The 17,876-nt window shown below is 47.1% G+C and carries 13 protein-coding genes and 2 pseudogenes; 10 read left to right on the plus strand and 5 right to left on the minus strand.

Annotated features, from left to right (window positions below; all coding sequences use genetic code 11):
* From NC980_RS24820 to NC980_RS24835, 4 genes and pseudogenes are all read left to right on the plus strand, one after another.
* Nucleotides 1–544: hypothetical protein (locus tag NC980_RS24820; RefSeq protein ID WP_190376879.1), on the plus strand; the 544-nt coding region annotated here is incomplete at its 5' end.
* 86 nt (nucleotides 545–630) lie between these two features.
* Nucleotides 631–849 carry a hypothetical protein gene (locus NC980_RS24825; protein ID WP_190376880.1) on the plus strand — a complete coding sequence of 73 codons (219 nt, stop codon included), beginning with the start codon at nucleotides 631–633 and terminating at the stop codon, nucleotides 847–849.
* A pseudogene (locus tag NC980_RS24830) lies at nucleotides 846–1,114 on the plus strand (hypothetical protein). Before NC980_RS24825 ends, NC980_RS24830 begins: the two are co-directional and overlap by 4 nt.
* 289 nt (nucleotides 1,115–1,403) lie before the next feature.
* Nucleotides 1,404–1,817: a cupin domain-containing protein gene (locus NC980_RS24835; protein WP_190376881.1), complete on the plus strand. Its 414-nt coding sequence runs from the start codon at nucleotides 1,404–1,406 to the stop codon at nucleotides 1,815–1,817.
* Between the two features lie 459 nt (nucleotides 1,818–2,276).
* Here the strand turns inward: NC980_RS24835 and NC980_RS24840 are convergent.
* Nucleotides 2,277–2,800 (minus strand): annotated as a pseudogene (locus NC980_RS24840) (IS630 transposase-related protein).
* A gap of 1,170 nt (nucleotides 2,801–3,970) precedes the next feature.
* Between NC980_RS24840 and NC980_RS24845 the strand changes: the two are divergent.
* The 4 genes from NC980_RS24845 to NC980_RS24860 all read left to right on the plus strand — a co-directional run bounded on the left by NC980_RS24845 (nucleotide 3,971) and on the right by NC980_RS24860 (nucleotide 9,287).
* A complete protein-coding gene (locus tag NC980_RS24845; RefSeq protein ID WP_190376882.1) occupies nucleotides 3,971–5,044 on the plus strand; it encodes a sodium-dependent bicarbonate transport family permease in 1,074 nt (357 codons plus the stop codon).
* Between the two features lie 85 nt (nucleotides 5,045–5,129).
* Nucleotides 5,130–5,468 carry a hypothetical protein gene (locus NC980_RS24850; RefSeq protein ID WP_190376883.1) on the plus strand — a complete coding sequence of 113 codons (339 nt, stop codon included), beginning with the start codon at nucleotides 5,130–5,132 and terminating at the stop codon, nucleotides 5,466–5,468.
* A 148-nt stretch (nucleotides 5,469–5,616) separates the two neighbouring features.
* Nucleotides 5,617–7,029, plus strand: coding sequence for a cation:proton antiporter (locus NC980_RS24855; RefSeq protein WP_190376884.1), 1,413 nt, complete (start codon nucleotides 5,617–5,619; stop codon nucleotides 7,027–7,029).
* A 398-nt stretch (nucleotides 7,030–7,427) separates the two neighbouring features.
* The gene (locus NC980_RS24860) at nucleotides 7,428–9,287 is read left to right on the plus strand and encodes a sodium:proton antiporter (RefSeq protein WP_242026915.1); all 1,860 of its coding nucleotides are present in this window, start codon (nucleotides 7,428–7,430) and stop codon (nucleotides 9,285–9,287) included.
* A gap of 80 nt (nucleotides 9,288–9,367) precedes the next feature.
* Here the strand turns inward: NC980_RS24860 and NC980_RS24865 are convergent, their stop codons facing one another.
* From NC980_RS24865 to NC980_RS24880, 4 genes are all read right to left on the minus strand, one after another.
* Entirely contained in the window at nucleotides 9,368–10,222 is an 855-nt protein-coding gene (locus NC980_RS24865; protein ID WP_190376886.1) for a universal stress protein, read from the minus strand.
* A 413-nt stretch (nucleotides 10,223–10,635) separates the two neighbouring features.
* Entirely contained in the window at nucleotides 10,636–13,326 is a 2,691-nt protein-coding gene (locus tag NC980_RS24870) for a cation-transporting P-type ATPase (protein ID WP_190376887.1), read from the minus strand.
* A gap of 92 nt (nucleotides 13,327–13,418) precedes the next feature.
* The gene (locus NC980_RS24875; RefSeq protein WP_190376888.1) at nucleotides 13,419–13,793 is read right to left on the minus strand and encodes a response regulator; all 375 of its coding nucleotides are present in this window, start codon (nucleotides 13,791–13,793) and stop codon (nucleotides 13,419–13,421) included.
* 204 nt (nucleotides 13,794–13,997) lie between these two features.
* The gene (locus NC980_RS24880) at nucleotides 13,998–14,675 is read right to left on the minus strand and encodes a response regulator transcription factor (protein ID WP_190376889.1); all 678 of its coding nucleotides are present in this window, start codon (nucleotides 14,673–14,675) and stop codon (nucleotides 13,998–14,000) included.
* Between the two features lie 101 nt (nucleotides 14,676–14,776).
* Here NC980_RS24880 and NC980_RS24885 point away from each other — a divergent pair, with 101 nt between their 5' ends.
* Nucleotides 14,777–16,156: an ATP-binding protein gene (locus NC980_RS24885; RefSeq protein WP_190376890.1), complete on the plus strand. Its 1,380-nt coding sequence runs from the start codon at nucleotides 14,777–14,779 to the stop codon at nucleotides 16,154–16,156.
* A gap of 65 nt (nucleotides 16,157–16,221) precedes the next feature.
* A complete protein-coding gene (locus tag NC980_RS24890; RefSeq protein ID WP_242026917.1) occupies nucleotides 16,222–17,781 on the plus strand; it encodes a Na+/H+ antiporter in 1,560 nt (519 codons plus the stop codon).
* Nucleotides 17,782–17,876: the final 95 nt, after the last annotated feature.

A 17,876-nucleotide genomic window follows, 5' to 3' on the forward strand; every position in this document is an offset into this window, starting at 1 on the left:
CTTTGCGCCCGCCGCCTCTTGCCCGTTTTCGCACAGGCTTTGCCGCAATGCGACTGGCTTCATAGGCTTGCTCAAAACTGGGCAGCAAGGCATCGAAAGCGTTTCGATTCAGCTTGTCTATTATTACCTATTTCCCAACAAGCCTAATGCTCGTTATCTGCATGAACATGCCTATCAAAGAATTGTGTGGTATCGCTCCGAGTTGTGGAAAATTTCAACTTTGTTATGGACTGCGTTTGTCGGATTTTTAATAGCAGCTTGGCATGCAGTGTCAGTTATCAAAAGTAAGCACGGTTTAATTGCTGTCGCAGTCTTCTCGCTTGGAAGCTTAACAACCTGGCTTTATGAGCAATATTTAAGAACAATTTTTCCAGCAATAGAGTATTTCAATCAGCTTACTCAAAAGCGTGAAATTGAACTCTATAGGATAGCAAAGCTAGACACCTCGGAGGGATTTAGACACAGGACTGCGATTACGGTGTTTGGCGAGCTACAAAACCACCGCTACAGTTTCTATTCACTTTTATTTCGATGCTTGTATTAGCGATGGTATCTTTGGGTATCGCAATCAGTGGTTAAAAAGGTATCGATAGGTAATAATCGAGAAAAATACATTTCTAGTAAATAGTTATGACTGAGTTACTCGAACAAGCGATCACCCGATTAAAAACCCTGCCTCCTAACGATCAAAATGCGATCGCAACCCTGATTCTGGAAGAACTCGAAGATGATCAGCGGTGGGATGAATCGTTTGCACGCTCCCCGGATTTTCTGGCTAAACTTGCAGCTGAGGCAATGGCTGAATATCATGCGGGCAAAACTCAGGAATTAGATCCGGAAACATTGTGAAGTCTCGCACAACCGTTCAATTTCGTCCAATGTTTGCTGAACTACCAGAACAGATTCAGGAACAAACTCGCAAGACATATCGGCAATTCAAGCAAGATCCAGATATCCCAGTTTGCGGTTCAAGAAAGTTCATCCCAAACTGCCAATTTACTCTGCACGAATCAATTGGGACTATCGAGCAGTCGGTCAATTAGATGAAGATACGATAATCTGGTTCTGGGTCGGTTCTCATGCAGAATACGACATACTGCTCGATCAGCTGTAAACACGCCAGCTAACGTTGCCCATGCACCCGACCGTATTAAGGTTATCTGTGAGATCGAGAGGTGATCTGCGGCAGGTGATGGGCAACGTTAGGCTATTTGTTTCACAGAGATCGCTCCTCATCACAAAGCGCGTTCTCCCTAAGCGATAAACTGTCTTCCAATTAATATGGAGCGATCGCTCCATATTCAAAACAATTAACTTGGATTAACCGCTCTATTTGATATAAAGGGATCAGAATTTTCAAGATCTGAGCTTCTATCAATTCTCAAACTATACGAGGTGGTCTAATGAATTTCGATAAAGATATTGTTACCGTCAGACCTTCAGAAACAATCGACACGGTTCAGAAGTTGCCGAATTATGTTGGTATTTCAGGCAAAACGGCTGGCGCAACTGGAATCTCTATGAATGTTGTTATTATCCCACCTTCCGCAAAAGCTGAACCTCATTTTCATAACGGGTTTGAAACTGCAATATATCTATTGAAAGGCAATGTGCAAACCTTTTATGGAGAAAACCTATCTAAATCTGTAATCAATCAACAGGGCGATTTCATCTTTATTCCTGATGGTGTACCGCACCAACCTGTTAATTTAAGCAGCACTGAGGAAGCGATCGCATTAGTTTCGCGCAATGACGCAAACGAGCAGGAGAGTGTACAGGTTTATAGAACCCATTTGGGATCTCTTCTTGACACATAAGGTAAGCAGGAAGCCCGTTTCGAGAAATTCGTAGATCTAGCAGAAAAATCATAGTTCAAAGACTATCCGAATCATGAAGCCGAGAAGTTATCGACCTTGTGAACACAGTAAAAGATCCCAAATGGGTTCTATAAGCTAGATTAAGCACACCAAACGAAGGGGTTGGAGATAACAGACTACACCCTTCAAGGCTAAGTAATCGGGATTGAGAGTTGCATCAGTCGTAGGAGCAGACAGCCTCTCCATAGCAATCACGGTATAACAAGTCGATGAAGTGGCAATTTGAAGATTCTGCGCTTCGTTTTAGTTAACTCATTGCCGCTTATCTTTGTCGTTATGCTGCTAATTCTTGGCTGAGGCAGTTCTTCAAGGCAGCTGTTAGTTCTCGCAGTTTAAACGCTTTAAGGTGATTGAGAAGATCCGTAACTGAGGGCTATAAATGTGTATACATTTATAGCCCTACGCGATCACGTTAGGATAGTTTTTGAATGCAGCATCGACACAATCACGAAAGCTCTCAAACTCATCCCAACGCTGCCGCATCCAATGTTTCAGCACAAGCCACCAATGTTCAATCTTGTTGAGAGTCTTTAGTTGTTCACGAAAAGCTTCTCGCTTCGCTTCGTCACGCTCTTGGTAGCCGTATGTTCTTTTTTTCGGCTAATTCCTAATTTTTGCATCGCAGCGCTAATATTCTGCTGCGTTACCCCATCGCCCCACAACACTGCGAATTGTGCTTGCGTCTTGCCCCCATGCTGTTCGATGAACACTCGAAACCGTTCCCAATCGGTGATTTTGTGTCGGCACCCTTGCTGATAGTTAGTGATAGAGCGGCAGCTTCCGGTTGCGGCTTCACGCTTGAGCCACAAGTCGAGCGGATTACGAGAAATGCCAAGCATCTTGCTGACATCGCTTTTGCGTTCACCCCGTTTCACGGCGACAAGCGCTTTCCGGCGCATATCTTCGCTATAGGGAGGAGCCATTGTCATCTTTCATCATGAGTATGGCTTTACTATACGTCCTAATGCGGATTGGTAGGGCTATAACAATGATGCGGGACTGCGACCTCATTCCGCAGACTGCGATCGTCATAGTCTCGATAGAGCATAAAAAAACTGAGTGTCTGAAGTGTTAGTCTTTGGCTGACACACTTTGCTTCTTTGACATACGGAGTATGTCGGAATTAACCCGACTGCCTGAGCAGAAGCATTGAAGCTTTGAACCGTTGAAGGAGCGGTGCTACGCGAGTTCATAACTCTCAAGCATCATTGCGCGAACAATCAGTATTCTGTTTCATCTTGAAAGAAAGCTTTTCAGCTATTAGCACAGGTTTAACGCTCTCTAACTGCTCGAAAAATAACTTTAAGGTTTCGGCTCCACTGACCGCATAAGCTAGAAGTAAAAGCACGAAGTCACAGACCTCATACTGCCCATCCGTCCTCAACTGGCTCGAACCTGCTACTGTAACTGTTCGAGCAATCTACTCTGATTGTAGTATTGTCCCACCAGCAAAGCTTCTGCCAACCAACTTGGAATCACAAGATTAGATCGTTCTATTGTTGTGACCTTTAAAAAACCTGCTACGTCAAGCTAACATTGTTCTCTAACACGGGAACTGCCTCCATGCCGTGCGGCTCGATGTCTTCTAGCGAATTTAGCGAACCTTAGAATCCCCTCTGTAGCTTGTTTCTAGCATTTACCCCAGCACTGGCTGCGTATCTCGTGGGCATAGGCTAGTGACTTATGATTCCTGACAATAACCTTTATTCCGCTGTTGCAACGACTTGTTGGGCTGCTATCCCCGACCGCGGACTTCGCGGTGTCAGTGATCTAAAACCATAGAAGAGTTTCTATACAGACAACAACTTTTTTCTTGATCACTCAAGTAAGTATTACTACTCAAAGTGGCGTACAGTTAAAAATATTCAAGATAATTTAACTATTACGATTTAGTTTTTCAGGGCTTGAAGTTGCTCGGCAGGCTGTTGTCGGGACTTCCTTGAGTGCGCGATCGCAGATTCTATTCTCCAGCCGGTTCTTATCTATAGCCGATCCTTTCCGTGAAATGGGTCGCTTCTAGTTAGTCTGATCCACCGTTCAGTTAGTTCATTTATTGTCATACTCCTCGCCAGAGGAGGCAGAAGGAGGTATTCGTGGATTTTTTGTCCTTGTTTGTCATGGACTTCGTGAAGCAGTTGCAGTCCCCAACACTCGCTTTTTTGATTGGTGGGATGATCATTGCTGCTCTTGGAAGCGAATTGGTAATTCCCGAGTCGATTTGTACAATCATCGTCTTCATGCTGCTCACCAAAATCGGTCTGACCGGTGGCATTGCTATCCGTAATTCCAACCTGGCGGACATGGTGTTACCCATGATCTGTGCAGTAGTCGTAGGGATTCTGGTTGTCTTCATCGCGCGCTATACATTGGCCAAGCTGCCAAAGGTCAAAGTCGTCGATGCGATCGCGACTGGAGGATTGTTTGGAGCCGTGAGTGGCTCCACTATGGCTGCTGGACTGACAGTACTGGAAGAACAAAAAATGCCATTTGAGGCATGGGCGGGCGCACTCTATCCCTTCATGGATATTCCCGCCCTCGTGACTGCGATTGTGGTAGCCAACATTTATCTCAACAAGAAGAAGCTGAAGGCTTCACAGGAGCATCTCAGCGAGGAGGAGTATCTCAGCAAGCAGGAGTATCTCAGCAAGCATGGGACTGCGAATAATCGGGTCAAGATCTGGCCGATCATTGAGGAAAGCCTTCGGGGTCCTGCCTTATCGGCAATGTTATTAGGTCTTGCGCTTGGCATATTCACCCAGCCGGAGAGTGTCTATAAAGGCTTCTACGACCCTGCCTTTCGCGGCTTGCTTTCGATCTTGATGTTGGTCATGGGCATGGAAGCATGGTCAAGACTTGGCGAACTGCGCAAGGTGGCCCAATGGTATGTCGTGTATAGCGTGGCGGCACCGTTTGTGCATGGGCTAATCGCCTTTGGTCTCGGCATGATTGCCCACTACGTTGCAGGATTCAGCATGGGCGGCGTTGTGATCCTGGCTGTCATCGCCGCCTCCAGTTCAGACATCTCAGGCCCACCCACGTTGCGAGCCGGGATTCCGTCGGCCAATCCTTCCGCCTATATTGGTGCCTCCACTGCCATCGGTACGCCCGTTGCGATCGGCTTGTGTATCCCGTTTTTCCTCGGTCTTGCCCAAGCGCTCGGCGGCTAATCCCAGACTGGTCGCGGTCTGTCGGCGCTCTCTTGGCTCGGCAGACCCAGTAGATTAATGTACATACGTCAAAGAGGTAACGAATATGGCTAAGCCAGCCAAAAAACTTGTCATTGTCGCCGAAAAGGTTCTGCTGAAAAAGATCGCCACAATCATCGAAGAAGCTGGGGCAAGTGGTTATACGGTAGTGGAAACTGGCGGTAAGGGCAGCCGCAACGTGCGCTCGTCGGGACATCCTAGCGTTTCTGACACCGCGTCGAATATCAAGTTTGAGGTGCTCACCCCCGATCGAATTATGGCCCAGAATATTGCGAATCAGGTCGCAGGGAAGTTTTTCACCGATTTTGCGGGCATGATCTATCTCTGTGACGCGGAGGTTCTGTACGGGGAAAGTTTCTGTGGACCAGAGGGCTGTGGAATCTAGACGACGTAGACCTAAATAACCGGGGCATGACCCTGGTGTTCTAGGCAACCGCATCCAAAGGATGACCGTCCTTGATCAGTTGCCTTTTTCATAATCCCCCGCAGTTTTATGACTTCCTCAAACCCTTAACCTTCATCGCTTTAAACTCATGATTTTGTCCAACATTCTGCCTCCTTTCAGTGGGGGGATAGCTGCTCTCATGACTCCGATACCCTTCCTGGCGACTGTTGTTGCTGAGGATTCACCCATTATTTTGTCTGGCGTATTGCTGACGCTAGTGGTGATTTATCTGTCCAGCAAGTTCGGTGCAGAGGTTGCTAGGCGACTGGATTTTCCGCCCGTCCTGGGGGAACTGGTCGCTGGTGTGATTGTCGGCGTTTCGGCGTTGCACCTGGTGATCTTTCCCGAAGGAGGGCTGTCTGCCTCTGACTCAGTGATTATGACAGCGCTGCAAGGATTGAATCAATTAGCACCGGATGCGCTGACCCGGATCTTTGAGTCGCAAAGTGAAGTGATTTCGGTTCTAGCTGAAATCGGAGTCGTGATTCTGCTGTTTGAAATTGGACTGGAATCCGATCTGCGGCAACTGAAGGAAGTGGGAATTCAAGCGACGGTTGTCGCCTGTGTCGGAGTCGCGGCACCTTTTGCGGCAGGCACGGCAGGGTTAATGTTGCTGTTTCATGTCGCAGCAATTCCAGCAATTTTTGCGGGAGCCGCGTTAACGGCAACAAGTATCGGCATTACCTCTAAAGTGCTGTCAGAGTTAGGTCAACTCAAATCCAAAGAAGGGCAAATCATTGTTGGCGCAGCGGTGATTGATGATGTCCTCGGCATTATTGTCCTGGCTGTCGTCGCCAGCTTGGCCAAAACTGGTGAGATTGATGTTGCGAATGTCATTTACTTGATTGTCAGCGCTACGGCATTTTTGATTGGATCAATTTTGTTGGGCGGTATCTTTAACAAAAGTTTTGTGGCGATCGTGGAGCGGCTCAAAACCCGTGGAAATATTGTTACTCCGGCATTTGTCTTCGCTTTCTTTATGGCATTTTTAGGGAACGCCATTCATCTCGAAGCGATTTTGGGTGCCTTTGCAGCGGGTTTGGTGCTGGATGAAACCGATGCCCGGAACGAGTTAGATGAATTAATCAAACCAATCGCCGATTTACTGGTACCCATCTTCTTTGTAACGGTGGGAGCGCGTGCCGACCTCGGTGTTTTGAACCCGACAGTACCGGAGAATCGGGCGGGACTATTGATTGCTGTCTTTTTGGTGGGGGTGGCGATCGTTGGCAAACTGGTGACGGGCTGGGCAGCATTTGGACTACCCGGAATCAATCGACTCGCGATCGGGGTTGGGATGATCCCGCGAGGTGAGGTGGGTCTAGTGTTTGCGGGCATCGGCTCCGCAAGCGGCATTTTGGATAAGCCGCTGGAGGTGTCAATTATTATCATGGTAATTCTGACAACTTTTCTGGCTCCACCTTTTTTACGGGTTGCCTTTGGTTCATCCACAAATCTCATCCCAGAATCTACCACGGCTGTAGAAGCAGCAAGTGAGTAACGGTTTTACGAGATTACGACTGTTTACTCAACGAATGATTGTGGCGTGAAATTGGGTGAACGATCAAAAAATTGCAGAGTTTCTAGCCCCCAGCTACACCAATCAACGGTAGCTGGGGGCTAGTGATAATGAGCTAGTGACAATGAGACAGCCATGGAACGACAGTGAAAAAGACAACAAGAAAAAGACACACTGAAACCATTTCGATCGCAAGCGGGAGTGGCAGACCGCTCCTTCAGCTTTGATTTGAGACATTGTTCTATTCGCTTCAGGGGCAGCTGAAACAGGAGCAAGTTTCTCTGAGGAATATTTGACAAACAAATCTAGCTCGTAATCGATGATTGGAAATGCCAGAATAAAGCGACCGCTGCGCTTTTTATGGATGAATGGAAGGCTCTTTGACTATCACAGTTTTGATCAGTACCGCCGTTGGTATTGGTATTGGTGCTCAGGTGATCGCTCAATATTTGCAAATCCCCAGTATTGTCCTCTTGCTCCTATCGGGTCTTGCTCTGGGGTCGAGCGGGCTGCGTTGGATCGAACCCTCTCTTTTAGGCAGTGGACTGGAAGTTATTGTTTCCTTGTCGATCGCAATCATTCTATTTGAGGGAGGATTAAATTTACAGTTTCGTAACCTTGGCAGTGTTTCGATTAGCCTTCGCAATTTGATTACGATCGGTGTAGGCATCACACTGGTCGGAGGTGCAATTGCGGCTCACCTATTGCTCGATTTTCCCTGGCCGATCGCGTTCCTCTATGCTTCTTTGGTTGTTGTTACGGGTCCAACTGTCGTTACGCCCTTATTAAAGCTTGTCGGTGTAGAACGACGAGTGGCAACGCTCCTAGAAGGAGAAGGAATTTTAATCGACCCGATCGGAGCCATTCTTGCAGTGATTATGCTCAACATTGTGCTGAGTGGTCAGGCAGTTCCACTCGTCTTGAGTGACACGGCAGTTCCACTTCTAATCCTGAGAGGATTGCTTCTACGCTTAGGAATTGGAGTGGCGATCGGATTGATTTCAGGCGGCTTGTTGAGTTTGCTGTTAAAGGAATCTAAGATTCTTCCGCAAGAACTGAAGAATCTCGTTGTATTAGCAGCTGTTTGGGGATCGTTTAGCATTGCGCAAGCCTTGCGGAGCGAGTCTGGATTACTCGCTGTTGTAGTGATCGGTATTGTCTTGCGATCTGCTTCTGTACCTGATGAACGGTTGCTGCGGCAGTTTAATGAACAGATCGGAACCTTGGCTAACTCAGTGCTATTTATTCTGCTTGCGGCTGACCTCTCGATCGAGCAGCTTTTCAATTTAGGGCAAGAAGGTGTAGTTGCAGTGTTAGCGCTGATGCTAGTTGTCCGTCCTATCAACATCCTAGTCTCGACTTGGAATCGTGACTTTAACTGGCGGCAACAATTCTTTTTATCCTGGGTTGCTCCGCGTGGAATCGTAGCAGCATCAATGGCATCGTTGTTCGCCATTTCTCTGAGTAATCAAGGCATGAGCGGAGGCGATACGTTAAAAGCATTGGTGTTTCTTACGATTCTCATGACTGTATTTGTTCAGGGGATGACAGCAGGTTGGATTGCGCGGTGGCTTGATTTGCGGGCAGATCGGGTTAGAACCGTGATTGTGGGTAAGCATCCTTTAGCACGATTGCTGACACAATTGCTGCAGCAAAAAGGAGAAGCAGCGCTGCTGATTGATTTTGATGTTAACGAGGTAAGCTCAGAGCGATTGAATGACATTCCGGTATTAAGCGATCGCCTCAATTTAGAGGAACTAGAAGCCGAAGGTATATCCGCATTTAGTACCTTTTTGGCTTTAACCAATAGTCCAGAACTCAATGGAATCCTAGCTCAACGTGCTTTAGAACTGCTTCGTCCTGATTTAATCGCAATCTTGTCTTCATCACCGCTAGGGAATGGAAAAAGCCTCAGCGCGATCGCACCAGAAATTCAGGTTGCTTTTGCTCCGCAGATTCCTCTAGAGATGTGGAATCAGCTTCTCATCCAGAATGAGGCGCAACTCGTCGAAATTGTCTTGAGTTTGCCATCGTTTTCAGCACAGCAAACGGAATTACAAATGTTAATCACATCGAATGGGTTACTGCCACTGTTAATCGAGCGTGACCAGGATTTGCGGATTATTTTTTCTGATGAAGCATGGCAAGTTGGCGATCGCATCACCTGCTTACTGCACAACTCTACCGCATCTGCGTTAAGCCTCTCGCTAATACAACCTGTAAGTTTAGCAATGACTTGATCTGTGCCTACGCCGAAACAGTTAAATCCCACAAATCCCACTTGTATCACGATCAACTGCGATAAGGAACGTCCAGTTTTTCACTGTTTGCTTGGAAAGAATAGCACCGGACACCAGCTTTGACGAAGTAGTTCTGCGGCAACGCTGGAAACAAGCCACTCTTGGAAAGTCCCGATCGTGCCTGAAGCGATGGCGATCGCGCTAATCCCATCCATTTGAGCCAACTCTAACAATTCAGTCAGCACTGATCCTCGATGAAATTCTGCCTTGACCTGCAACGCTGCGGTTTCTAAATCAGCTTTCACTTGGGATAACGTGTCGCGTTCTAACTGACTGGGTAGTTGGCGATCGGTGACCCAGCAAAGCCTACAGCACTCTAGGTACGGTCTCGGCTGCTTTTGCGCTAACTGCTTAATTTGCTGCACTAGAAAATTAGAGGTTTCACTTCCGTCGTAAGGAACTAGCAAATAGCGCAGCAGATGCTGACATCGGAGGGCTAATTCTTCAGCAGTAAAAGCAGCAATTAACTGAGGACGAAGCACCAGTAGCGGAATTGTCGTTTGGTGAGAAAGGTCAGCCATAATGCTACCGATTAGCTTTTCGGTTAGTAAGCTATGCGCTTGTGAGCCTAGCACAATTAACTCAGATTGATAGCCCTGAGCTACACGAAGAATCATTTCAACGGGGCGCCCTGATTGAACTTCTATTTTGACATCTACTTCAGTTAACGAGTTGTCCATGGCTGCGCTCAAACGGCTTTGAGCTTGCTCAATTTGCTCACTATCTACCTTAGGAATAATCCCTTTCTCTGATAGTGGAACAACGTGCAGAAAAACAACCTGTTTGATGCCTCCAGCAGCGAGACTGCTTACAAAATGCGTAAGACGATGCAAACCATCAGCAAAATCTGTACAGATTAGGATCTTCTCAAACATAGTAAATAGAAATAGGCATAAGATTCATCCCGATCCAAGCCCTAGTTGAAATTTCAGATGAAAGCTTACAATTTCAATCGTTGTCACGCAATTCAACTTTCGATATATTTACTTTGCTCTTACGAGCTGATTCATCTCGTTTTCTACCACAAAGATGCAACAACCTTCAAAGTGTATGAATTTCAAGAATTAGAAACTTCCACCAGATTTCCATATTTTATTGCTAGGCTTATACTATCCCTGCTGCTGTTGGCAAGGGAGCATTCCAAAAGTGCCATCTCTGATCGATCATGACCCGTTTTGGCTGATCCGTTAGAGTAACCCTGCAAGCGGGTTCAGCATTCAGTTCAATGTTTGGCTGTTGTTTGTAATTGCGCTCTTCATTGGTCTGATAAGACTATGATCAAGCGGCGTTAATCAAAGCGATCGATGCGATTGGCAAACCAAGCTGTGGGAATCATCGGCAAAGCAGGCAGTAAACAAATGAGCCACTGATTGAGACTCAAGGGAGCCGTTTCAAAGAGTGTATTCATCACACTCCATTGACTAAATAGAATCTGCAAAACAATTGATCCTGCAATCCCATAAAGAAGAGCGCGAGTTTGCTTGAACGCGATCGTTGTTCTTCCACGAAGTTTGTTAATCAGCGCAGTTCCTAACTGGCTAATACTCAATAAATAAACGATTCTCGCTGCCACTAATGCTTGAATTGCCATTGTTCTTGCAAGCGGCAGATTCCCGGTAGATTGCTTCACCCATTCAAACATCCCGAAAATCAAAATCCAGTTGAACACCGAGATGGTGAGAATTCGATAGATGAGTGTGCGGGATAGTAAGGGTTCGCGAGGACTCCGTGGCGGACGCTGCATCACTCCTTTGGATTGCGGATCGAATGCCAAAGGAACAGTCATGGCGACTGAGTTGACCATGTTCAACCACAAGACTTGCAATGAAAGAATGGGAAGCGCTCTAGCGAACAAGGCACTAATCAAAATCGTCATCGATTCGCCACCGTTGACTGGGAGAATGAACGCGATCGCTTTGCGTAAATTCTGATAAACGGTTCGCCCTTCCTCAACGGCTGCCTCAATTGACGCAAAATTATCGTCAGTCAGCAACATATCCGCTGCTTCTCGCGCCACATCCGTTCCGGAGCCTGCCATCGCAATCCCAATATCTGATTTTCGCAACGCTGGCGCATCATTTACCCCATCCCCCGTCATAGCTACAATCTCGCCTTTCGATTGCAACGCTTCAACCAATCGTAATTTTTGGGCGGGAGCCACCCGCGCAAATACCACACCATCTTCGACGGCTTGTGATAGTTCAGCATCACTCATCTGGGACAGTTGCTGCCCGTCATAAGCATTCGTATGATGCGCTTTTTGCAGTCCGATGCGTTGTGCGATCGCTTTAGCAGTCGTCACATGATCACCCGTGATCATCTTGACCTGAATCCCTGCCGACTGACAGGAACGGACGGCAGCGATCACTTCAGTTCGCGGCGGATCAATCATGCCTTGTAGACCCAAAAACTTGAGTCCGGCTTCAATATCTCTGTGATCAACAGATGTCTTAGTATTGGGCACAATCTTCTTCGCGAATGCTAACACCCGCAACCCTGATCGCGCCATCGCATCCACTTCTGCTTCAATAATAGTTCGATCAACCGAAGTGCAACGGGCAAGCATTGCTTCTACAGATCCTTTGATATAGATAATGTGTTCTGTGGCTGATTGGTGCAACGTTGCCATGTACTGAAACTGTGATTCAAACGGAATCGAATCTAGACGCGGTAAAGACTGTGCAATCAGAGAAGGATAGAGTTCTGCCTTGTTAGCAACGGTGATCAATGCGCCTTCAGTTGGATCACCAATCACTAACCATCGTCCCTCCTCCTCTTCGAGATGGGAATCATTACACGCGAGTCCTGCAATCAAGCACTCTCGGAGTTCAGGAGGAAGTTGAATTGCGTTTCTAGAACGATCGGTAATCTCACCCTCTGGACTATAGCCCGTTCCAATCACCTGATAGCGTTGTTTGCCTGCGTAGATCGCTTGAACCGTCATTTGGTTTTCGGTGAGCGTTCCAGTTTTATCTGAGCAGATCACGGTCGCGCCTCCCAGCGTTTCGACCGCAGGTAGTTTTCGGACGATCGCGTGTCGTCGCACCATCCGATTCACGCCGATCGCTAATGTTACCGTCACGACCGCAGGCAATCCTTCTGGAATTGCACTCACCGCCAGTGCAACGGCTGCCTCAAACATAGTCGGCAGGGATTGTCCTTGTCCAACTCCCACCGCTAACGTTAAAGCAGCCAGCGCCAAAATAATGTAAAGCAGGGTGTGGCTAAATTTAGCAAACTTGCGAGTTAAAGGAGTGCTGAGATCAGTTTGTTGATCGAGCGATCGCGAAATCTGTCCGATCTCAGTTTCATTCGCAGTCGCAATCACAATACCACTGCCTTGTCCAAAGGTGACAAAACTGCCTGCATACGCCATGTTTAAGCGTTCTGCTAAGGGTGTATCGGGCTGGAGTGGCTCTGTCAGTTTCTCAACCGGAACGGATTCCCCGGTTAAACCTGATTCATCGATCTGAAGATTGCGGGTGCTAATCAGTCGCAAATCTGCGGGAACTTTGTCGCCTGAAACCAGCAGAACCAGATCGCCAGGCACAATGTGCTGAGATGGAATTCGCTGCTTTTGCCCGTCTCGAACAACAGTCGCTTCAGTGGTGACAGCTTTAGCGAGAGCCGCGATCGCACCTTCTGCTTTCGACTCCTGGACATACCCAATGATCGCATTAATGACCGTCACACCCCAAATCACCGCCGCATTCGTCCATGATCCTAGAAATGCTTTAATGATGCCTGCCACAATCAGAATATAGAGCAAGGCTTGATTAAACTGGAGCAGAAATCTCAACCAAGCAGGCCTGCTTGGTTTAACGGTGAGTTCGTTCAATCCATACTGTTGTTGATTGCGGCGAACTTGTTCAGAAGACAATCCTATTTTGAAGTCACTGTCAAACTGCTGAACAACCTCAGTAGTCGCTAGTTCATAGTAAGGGCGAGACGAAGGCTGAGAGATGGTGATCGGAGTCATAATCGTAGTACAACGCAATCAATGCGGTTGTCTTTTAGTAACGGAGAATGAAGCATCTCCTAAATAGCGCAAAAAACATGAGTGACAAATCGCTATGCTTCTGAATAATGGGAAAGCTGCTGTGCGATCGCTTCTAACATTGCCGTAGGATAAAATGGTTTTGTGATGTATACGGCATTGAGCTTCTGAGCGATTCGGCGATAACAATCCTCTTCTGCACTCGTACAAAGAATGACAGGCAGTGCTGCTGTTGCACTATCTAGCCTGAGTTGGCGTAAGACTTCTAGCCCATTGAGTCCAGGCATATCGATGTCTGAAATGACTAAATCCGGCTGTTGTTCTTTAATTTGAGCGAGTCCTGAACATCCATCTGCTACGCAAACAACCTCATAACCCTGTGGAATCAGTATGCTACGCAGCAAATCCTGACTGAGAACATTGTCTTCCAGTACAAGAATTTTGACCATTGTTGATAATTAATGGATAGAAAAAAGTCCCCACTCTTCAGAAAACATTAAAGAACTGGAGCAAGTAAGGAGTGCAAAGAATCAGGAACGGCGAACCGTTTTTCAGCATTGCCCAAAGCGTTTTCCGAGCATTGGTTATCTTATTGTTAGCAAAGAGTTGTTAGAAAACTGGGGGTAGATCGGAGGGATTTCGGGGGGATTGGATCAATCGAGTTGCTTCATACGGTAGCCTAAGCCATGCACTGTTTCAATCAAATCATCAGGAGCGCCAGCATTTCGCAATTTTTGCCTCAGCGTTCGGATATGCGTTTTCACCGCTTCTTCAGTGGGTGACTCATCGATCGACCAGAGCCGATCAATAATTCCAGGTCTACTCAGGACTCTACGACCATTGGCAAGCAGTAATTCTAGCAGTGAATATTCTTTGCGGGTTAGAGTTAGTCGTTGCTCTCCATACATCACCTCGTAGGTCGTGGGATCAAGGCATAACTTACCCCAACACAGCTTCGAGCGAATCGTCGTACCGCCGCGTCTGAGCAATGCGCGAATTTGCGCCATCAGTTCTTCGAGGTCAAACGGCTTCACCATGTAAACATCAGCGCCTGCATCCAGTCCAATAATTTTGTCCGCGATCGTATCGCGTGCCGTTAACATCAACACCGGAATCGAAGCATTGCGATCGCGCAACTGCTGACAAAATCGAATCCCATCAATTTTTGGCAGCGTGATGTCCAATAGAACTAGATCAAAGTCCGTCATTTCGACCCAATTCCACGCAGCTTCTCCATCTTGTGCCACATCGACGGTGTATTGACGATTGGTGAGTGCTTCCGTCAACATTTCTGCGATTTGAATATCATCTTCTACAATTAAAATTCGCATCGGCAATTGAATGATGAGACGCTAGAGTTTAGTTAGATTATGCCGTTAGTTCAAGACTTTTTGCAGCGTCGCGATCGCAGATTTGCTTACCATCAGCGCTTATGAACCAGTCATTGGAAGGAAAATGGATTCGAGCAGGATTGGGGCTAGCCTTTCTGTTAATGGGGGCCGTCAGCTTCGTGTCGTACCAGAATGCCACCCAATTAATGGAAAGCTCCCAACAGGTACGGCAAACGAATACGGTCTTGCAATCGCTTACTGATATTTCTGCTACGTTGACGGAAGCAGAATCGGGACAATGGCGGTATATTCTGTTCCAAACTCGCGAAGATTTAGAGCGCTATCAAGCGGCTGTCAAAGCACTCAACACTGAAGTATTTCGATTGCAAACAGCTTTAGATAGTACCCCCGAACAACAACAGCACGTTGATGCTCTAAAGACGCTCATTACTCAACGAATTACATTGCTACAGCAAGCCGTAAACGGTCAGACAAATCAACGCACAACGCCTCAAAATCTCCTGTCGGCCCAGTTCAAGGAGAATCAAGATGCCATTCGCCGAGTGATCAACGAGTTACGCACGACCGAGGAAGAATTGTTGCAGACTCAAATGCAGCGATCGCAGTCGAATCTTCAAGTGAGAATGCTGATTGAGGTGTTAGGAACAGTCTTAACGTTTATGGTGCTACTAGGTGTGTATGCCTTGCTCTATCAACAAATGATCAAACGCCATCGAGCCGAAGCGTTGCAGCAAAAGTTAGCTCAACAAAAAGAACTCAGTGAAATGAAGCTCCAGTTCTTCTCAATGGTGTCGCATGAGTTCCGCACCCCGCTGAGTTTGATTGTTGGATCAGCACAACTTTTAGCAGAAAGCCTCAAACCCATGCTTGATCCGATTAAGCTCAAGAACCTAAATCGCATTCATACTGCTGCTAAAGGAATGACTCAAGTGCTGGGCGATATGTTGACGTTGGCACGCGCTGATGCAGGGCGATTAGAATTCCATCCCGCTTGGGTTGAGATGCAAACGTTTTGCCTCAATCTGATCGAAGATTCGCAATTGTTTAGTGAAACGCGACGATCGATTAAATTTATTCAGCAATGCAATTTAACCCATGCTTGGGTCGATGAGAAATTACTCTATTCAATCCTCAGTAATTTGCTCTCGAATGCAATTAAATATTCTCCACCCGACAGCACCATTTATTTCATGTTCAGAGATCAGCCTGACAGTCTCATCTTTGAGATCAAGGACGAAGGGATTGGCATCGAGATCGAAGACCAACACAAACTTTATGATCCCTTTAGTCGCGGGGGAAATGCGAGAGGCATCTTAGGCACTGGATTAGGGTTAGCGATCGTGAAAAAGTGCCTCGATTTACATCAAGGACAGATTGACGTGAAGAGTACACTGGGCTGCGGATCGACCTTTACGGTGCAAATTCCCCAGGCTAAACCACAAGATCATGACTTAGGGTAATTCTCTAACTGAGCCAAAGTGAGTATCACTAGAAAGGGTAAGCCCTGAATGGTATGGAGCATCTAATGCTAACAACATTGATCGCAGAGGCAACGATCGAAAGTAACCTCAAACCCTTTTTATTGGTTCTAGCGGTATCTCTTAGTGTGGCAACTCTGCCTCAGTTCTTTGGTTGGTTTCGTCGCATTCCTTATACCCTGCTGCTCGTGATTGTGGGGCTAGGTTTAGCATTTGTTGATGTTCGTCTTGTCAATCTTTCTCCGGAGTTAATTCTTTCTATCTTTCTGCCCCCACTTCTGTTCGAGGCAGCCTGGAATCTGAAATGGGCAGAGCTAAGACAACAATGGATACCGATCGCGCTTTATGCGGTGTTAGGCGTGGTGATTTCGATTCTGGGAGTTGCATTCGGCTTACGCTATCTAGTCAGTTTACCGCTAACGACAGCGTTGTTAATTGGAGCAAGCTTATCCGCGACCGATCCCGTTTCAGTGATTGCTCTGTTTCGAGAATTGGGAGTAGACAAACGCTTATCAACGGTGATGGAAGGCGAGAGCCTATTTAACGATGGGATGGCAGTCGTGGCCTTTAGCCTGTTAGTGGGATTACCATTGGGAGCCGCAACCTTATCACTCCAGTCGATCCTAGGTCAGTTTTTTGTTGTCGTCGGAGTGGGTGTTGCGGTTGGCAGTTTGATCGGATTTAGCATTTCCTATCTCACCCAGCGATTTGATTTACCGTTAGTCGAACAATCCCTCACGCTGGTTTCTGCGTATGCAACTTATCTAATTGCAGAAGATTTAGGTGGCTCCGGCGTGATTGCGGTGGTTGTCGTCGGACTGATTTTGGGGAACTTTGGCTCTCGGATTGGTATGAATCCCCGGACTCGGATTATTGTGACCGAGTTTTGGGAGTTCCTTGCCTTTTTTGTCAACTCGATCGTATTTCTGCTCATCGGGGATCAAATTCGCTTTTCAGTTTTGGGCGAGAGTTGGCAAGCGATCGCAGTGACGATTCTTGGAATGATTTTGGCACGAGCGGTTACGGTCTATGGTTTAGGGCGCTTGAGTAATGTTCTCACATCGACAGACATTTCGATGCGAGAACAAACCTTGTTATGGTGGGGTGGCTTACGGGGATCAGTGGCGATCGCACTTGCCCTGAGTGTTCCTGTCATACTGCCAGAGCGACAAGAAATCATCGCTGTCGTGTTCGGTGTTGTCCTTTTTACCTTGCTGTTTCAGGGCTTAACCATCAAGCCATTGTTAGAGGCTCTAAACCTGCTCGGTGATCAGCCCCTCCGCCAGCAGTATGCTGAGGTAATTGCACGTTTAACCGCGATGAATCGAGTGCTGAATCACCTGCACCACGTCCAACAGCGACCGGGCATTGAGCCAGAATTCTATCGTTACCAAGAGGCTCTTGTGAAAGGAGAAATTGAGCGGCTGAGCCAAGAGGCGGAGCAACTCCAGTCCGAGTATCCAAATCTCAACGAATTCGCGAATGATCAACTACGCGAAGAGCTTTTGGCAGTGGAAGCTGAAACCTATGCTGAATTGGTTCAAACCGGACAATTAAACCAAGAACTTGCCCCCTTAATGCAGCAAGGCATTTGCAAAATTGCATAAACTTCGGCAGGTGATTCTCACGTAACTTCGGCACCCGATTCTCAGTTATCTTCGGCAGGTAATTCTCATCGAACTTCGGCACCACGCTTTACACT

It is taken from the genome of Leptolyngbya sp. AS-A5, assembly GCF_039962495.1.
Lineage (GTDB): Bacteria > Cyanobacteriota > Cyanobacteriia > Leptolyngbyales > Leptolyngbyaceae > Leptolyngbya.

Coding starts and splice junctions, on each gene's coding strand:
- NC980_RS24825 (WP_190376880.1), top strand. CDS start 631: ATGACTGAGTTACTCGAACAAGCGATCACCCGATTAAAAACCCTGCCT.
- NC980_RS24835 (WP_190376881.1), top strand. CDS start 1,404: ATGAATTTCGATAAAGATATTGTTACCGTCAGACCTTCAGAAACAATC.
- NC980_RS24850 (WP_190376883.1), top strand. CDS start 5,130: ATGGCTAAGCCAGCCAAAAAACTTGTCATTGTCGCCGAAAAGGTTCTG.
- NC980_RS24855 (WP_190376884.1), top strand. CDS start 5,617: ATGATTTTGTCCAACATTCTGCCTCCTTTCAGTGGGGGGATAGCTGCT.
- NC980_RS24865 (WP_190376886.1), bottom strand. CDS start 10,222: ATGTTTGAGAAGATCCTAATCTGTACAGATTTTGCTGATGGTTTGCAT.
- NC980_RS24870 (WP_190376887.1), bottom strand. CDS start 13,326: ATGACTCCGATCACCATCTCTCAGCCTTCGTCTCGCCCTTACTATGAA.
- NC980_RS24875 (WP_190376888.1), bottom strand. CDS start 13,793: ATGGTCAAAATTCTTGTACTGGAAGACAATGTTCTCAGTCAGGATTTG.
- NC980_RS24880 (WP_190376889.1), bottom strand. CDS start 14,675: ATGCGAATTTTAATTGTAGAAGATGATATTCAAATCGCAGAAATGTTG.
- NC980_RS24885 (WP_190376890.1), top strand. CDS start 14,777: ATGAACCAGTCATTGGAAGGAAAATGGATTCGAGCAGGATTGGGGCTA.
- NC980_RS24890 (WP_242026917.1), top strand. CDS start 16,222: ATGCTAACAACATTGATCGCAGAGGCAACGATCGAAAGTAACCTCAAA.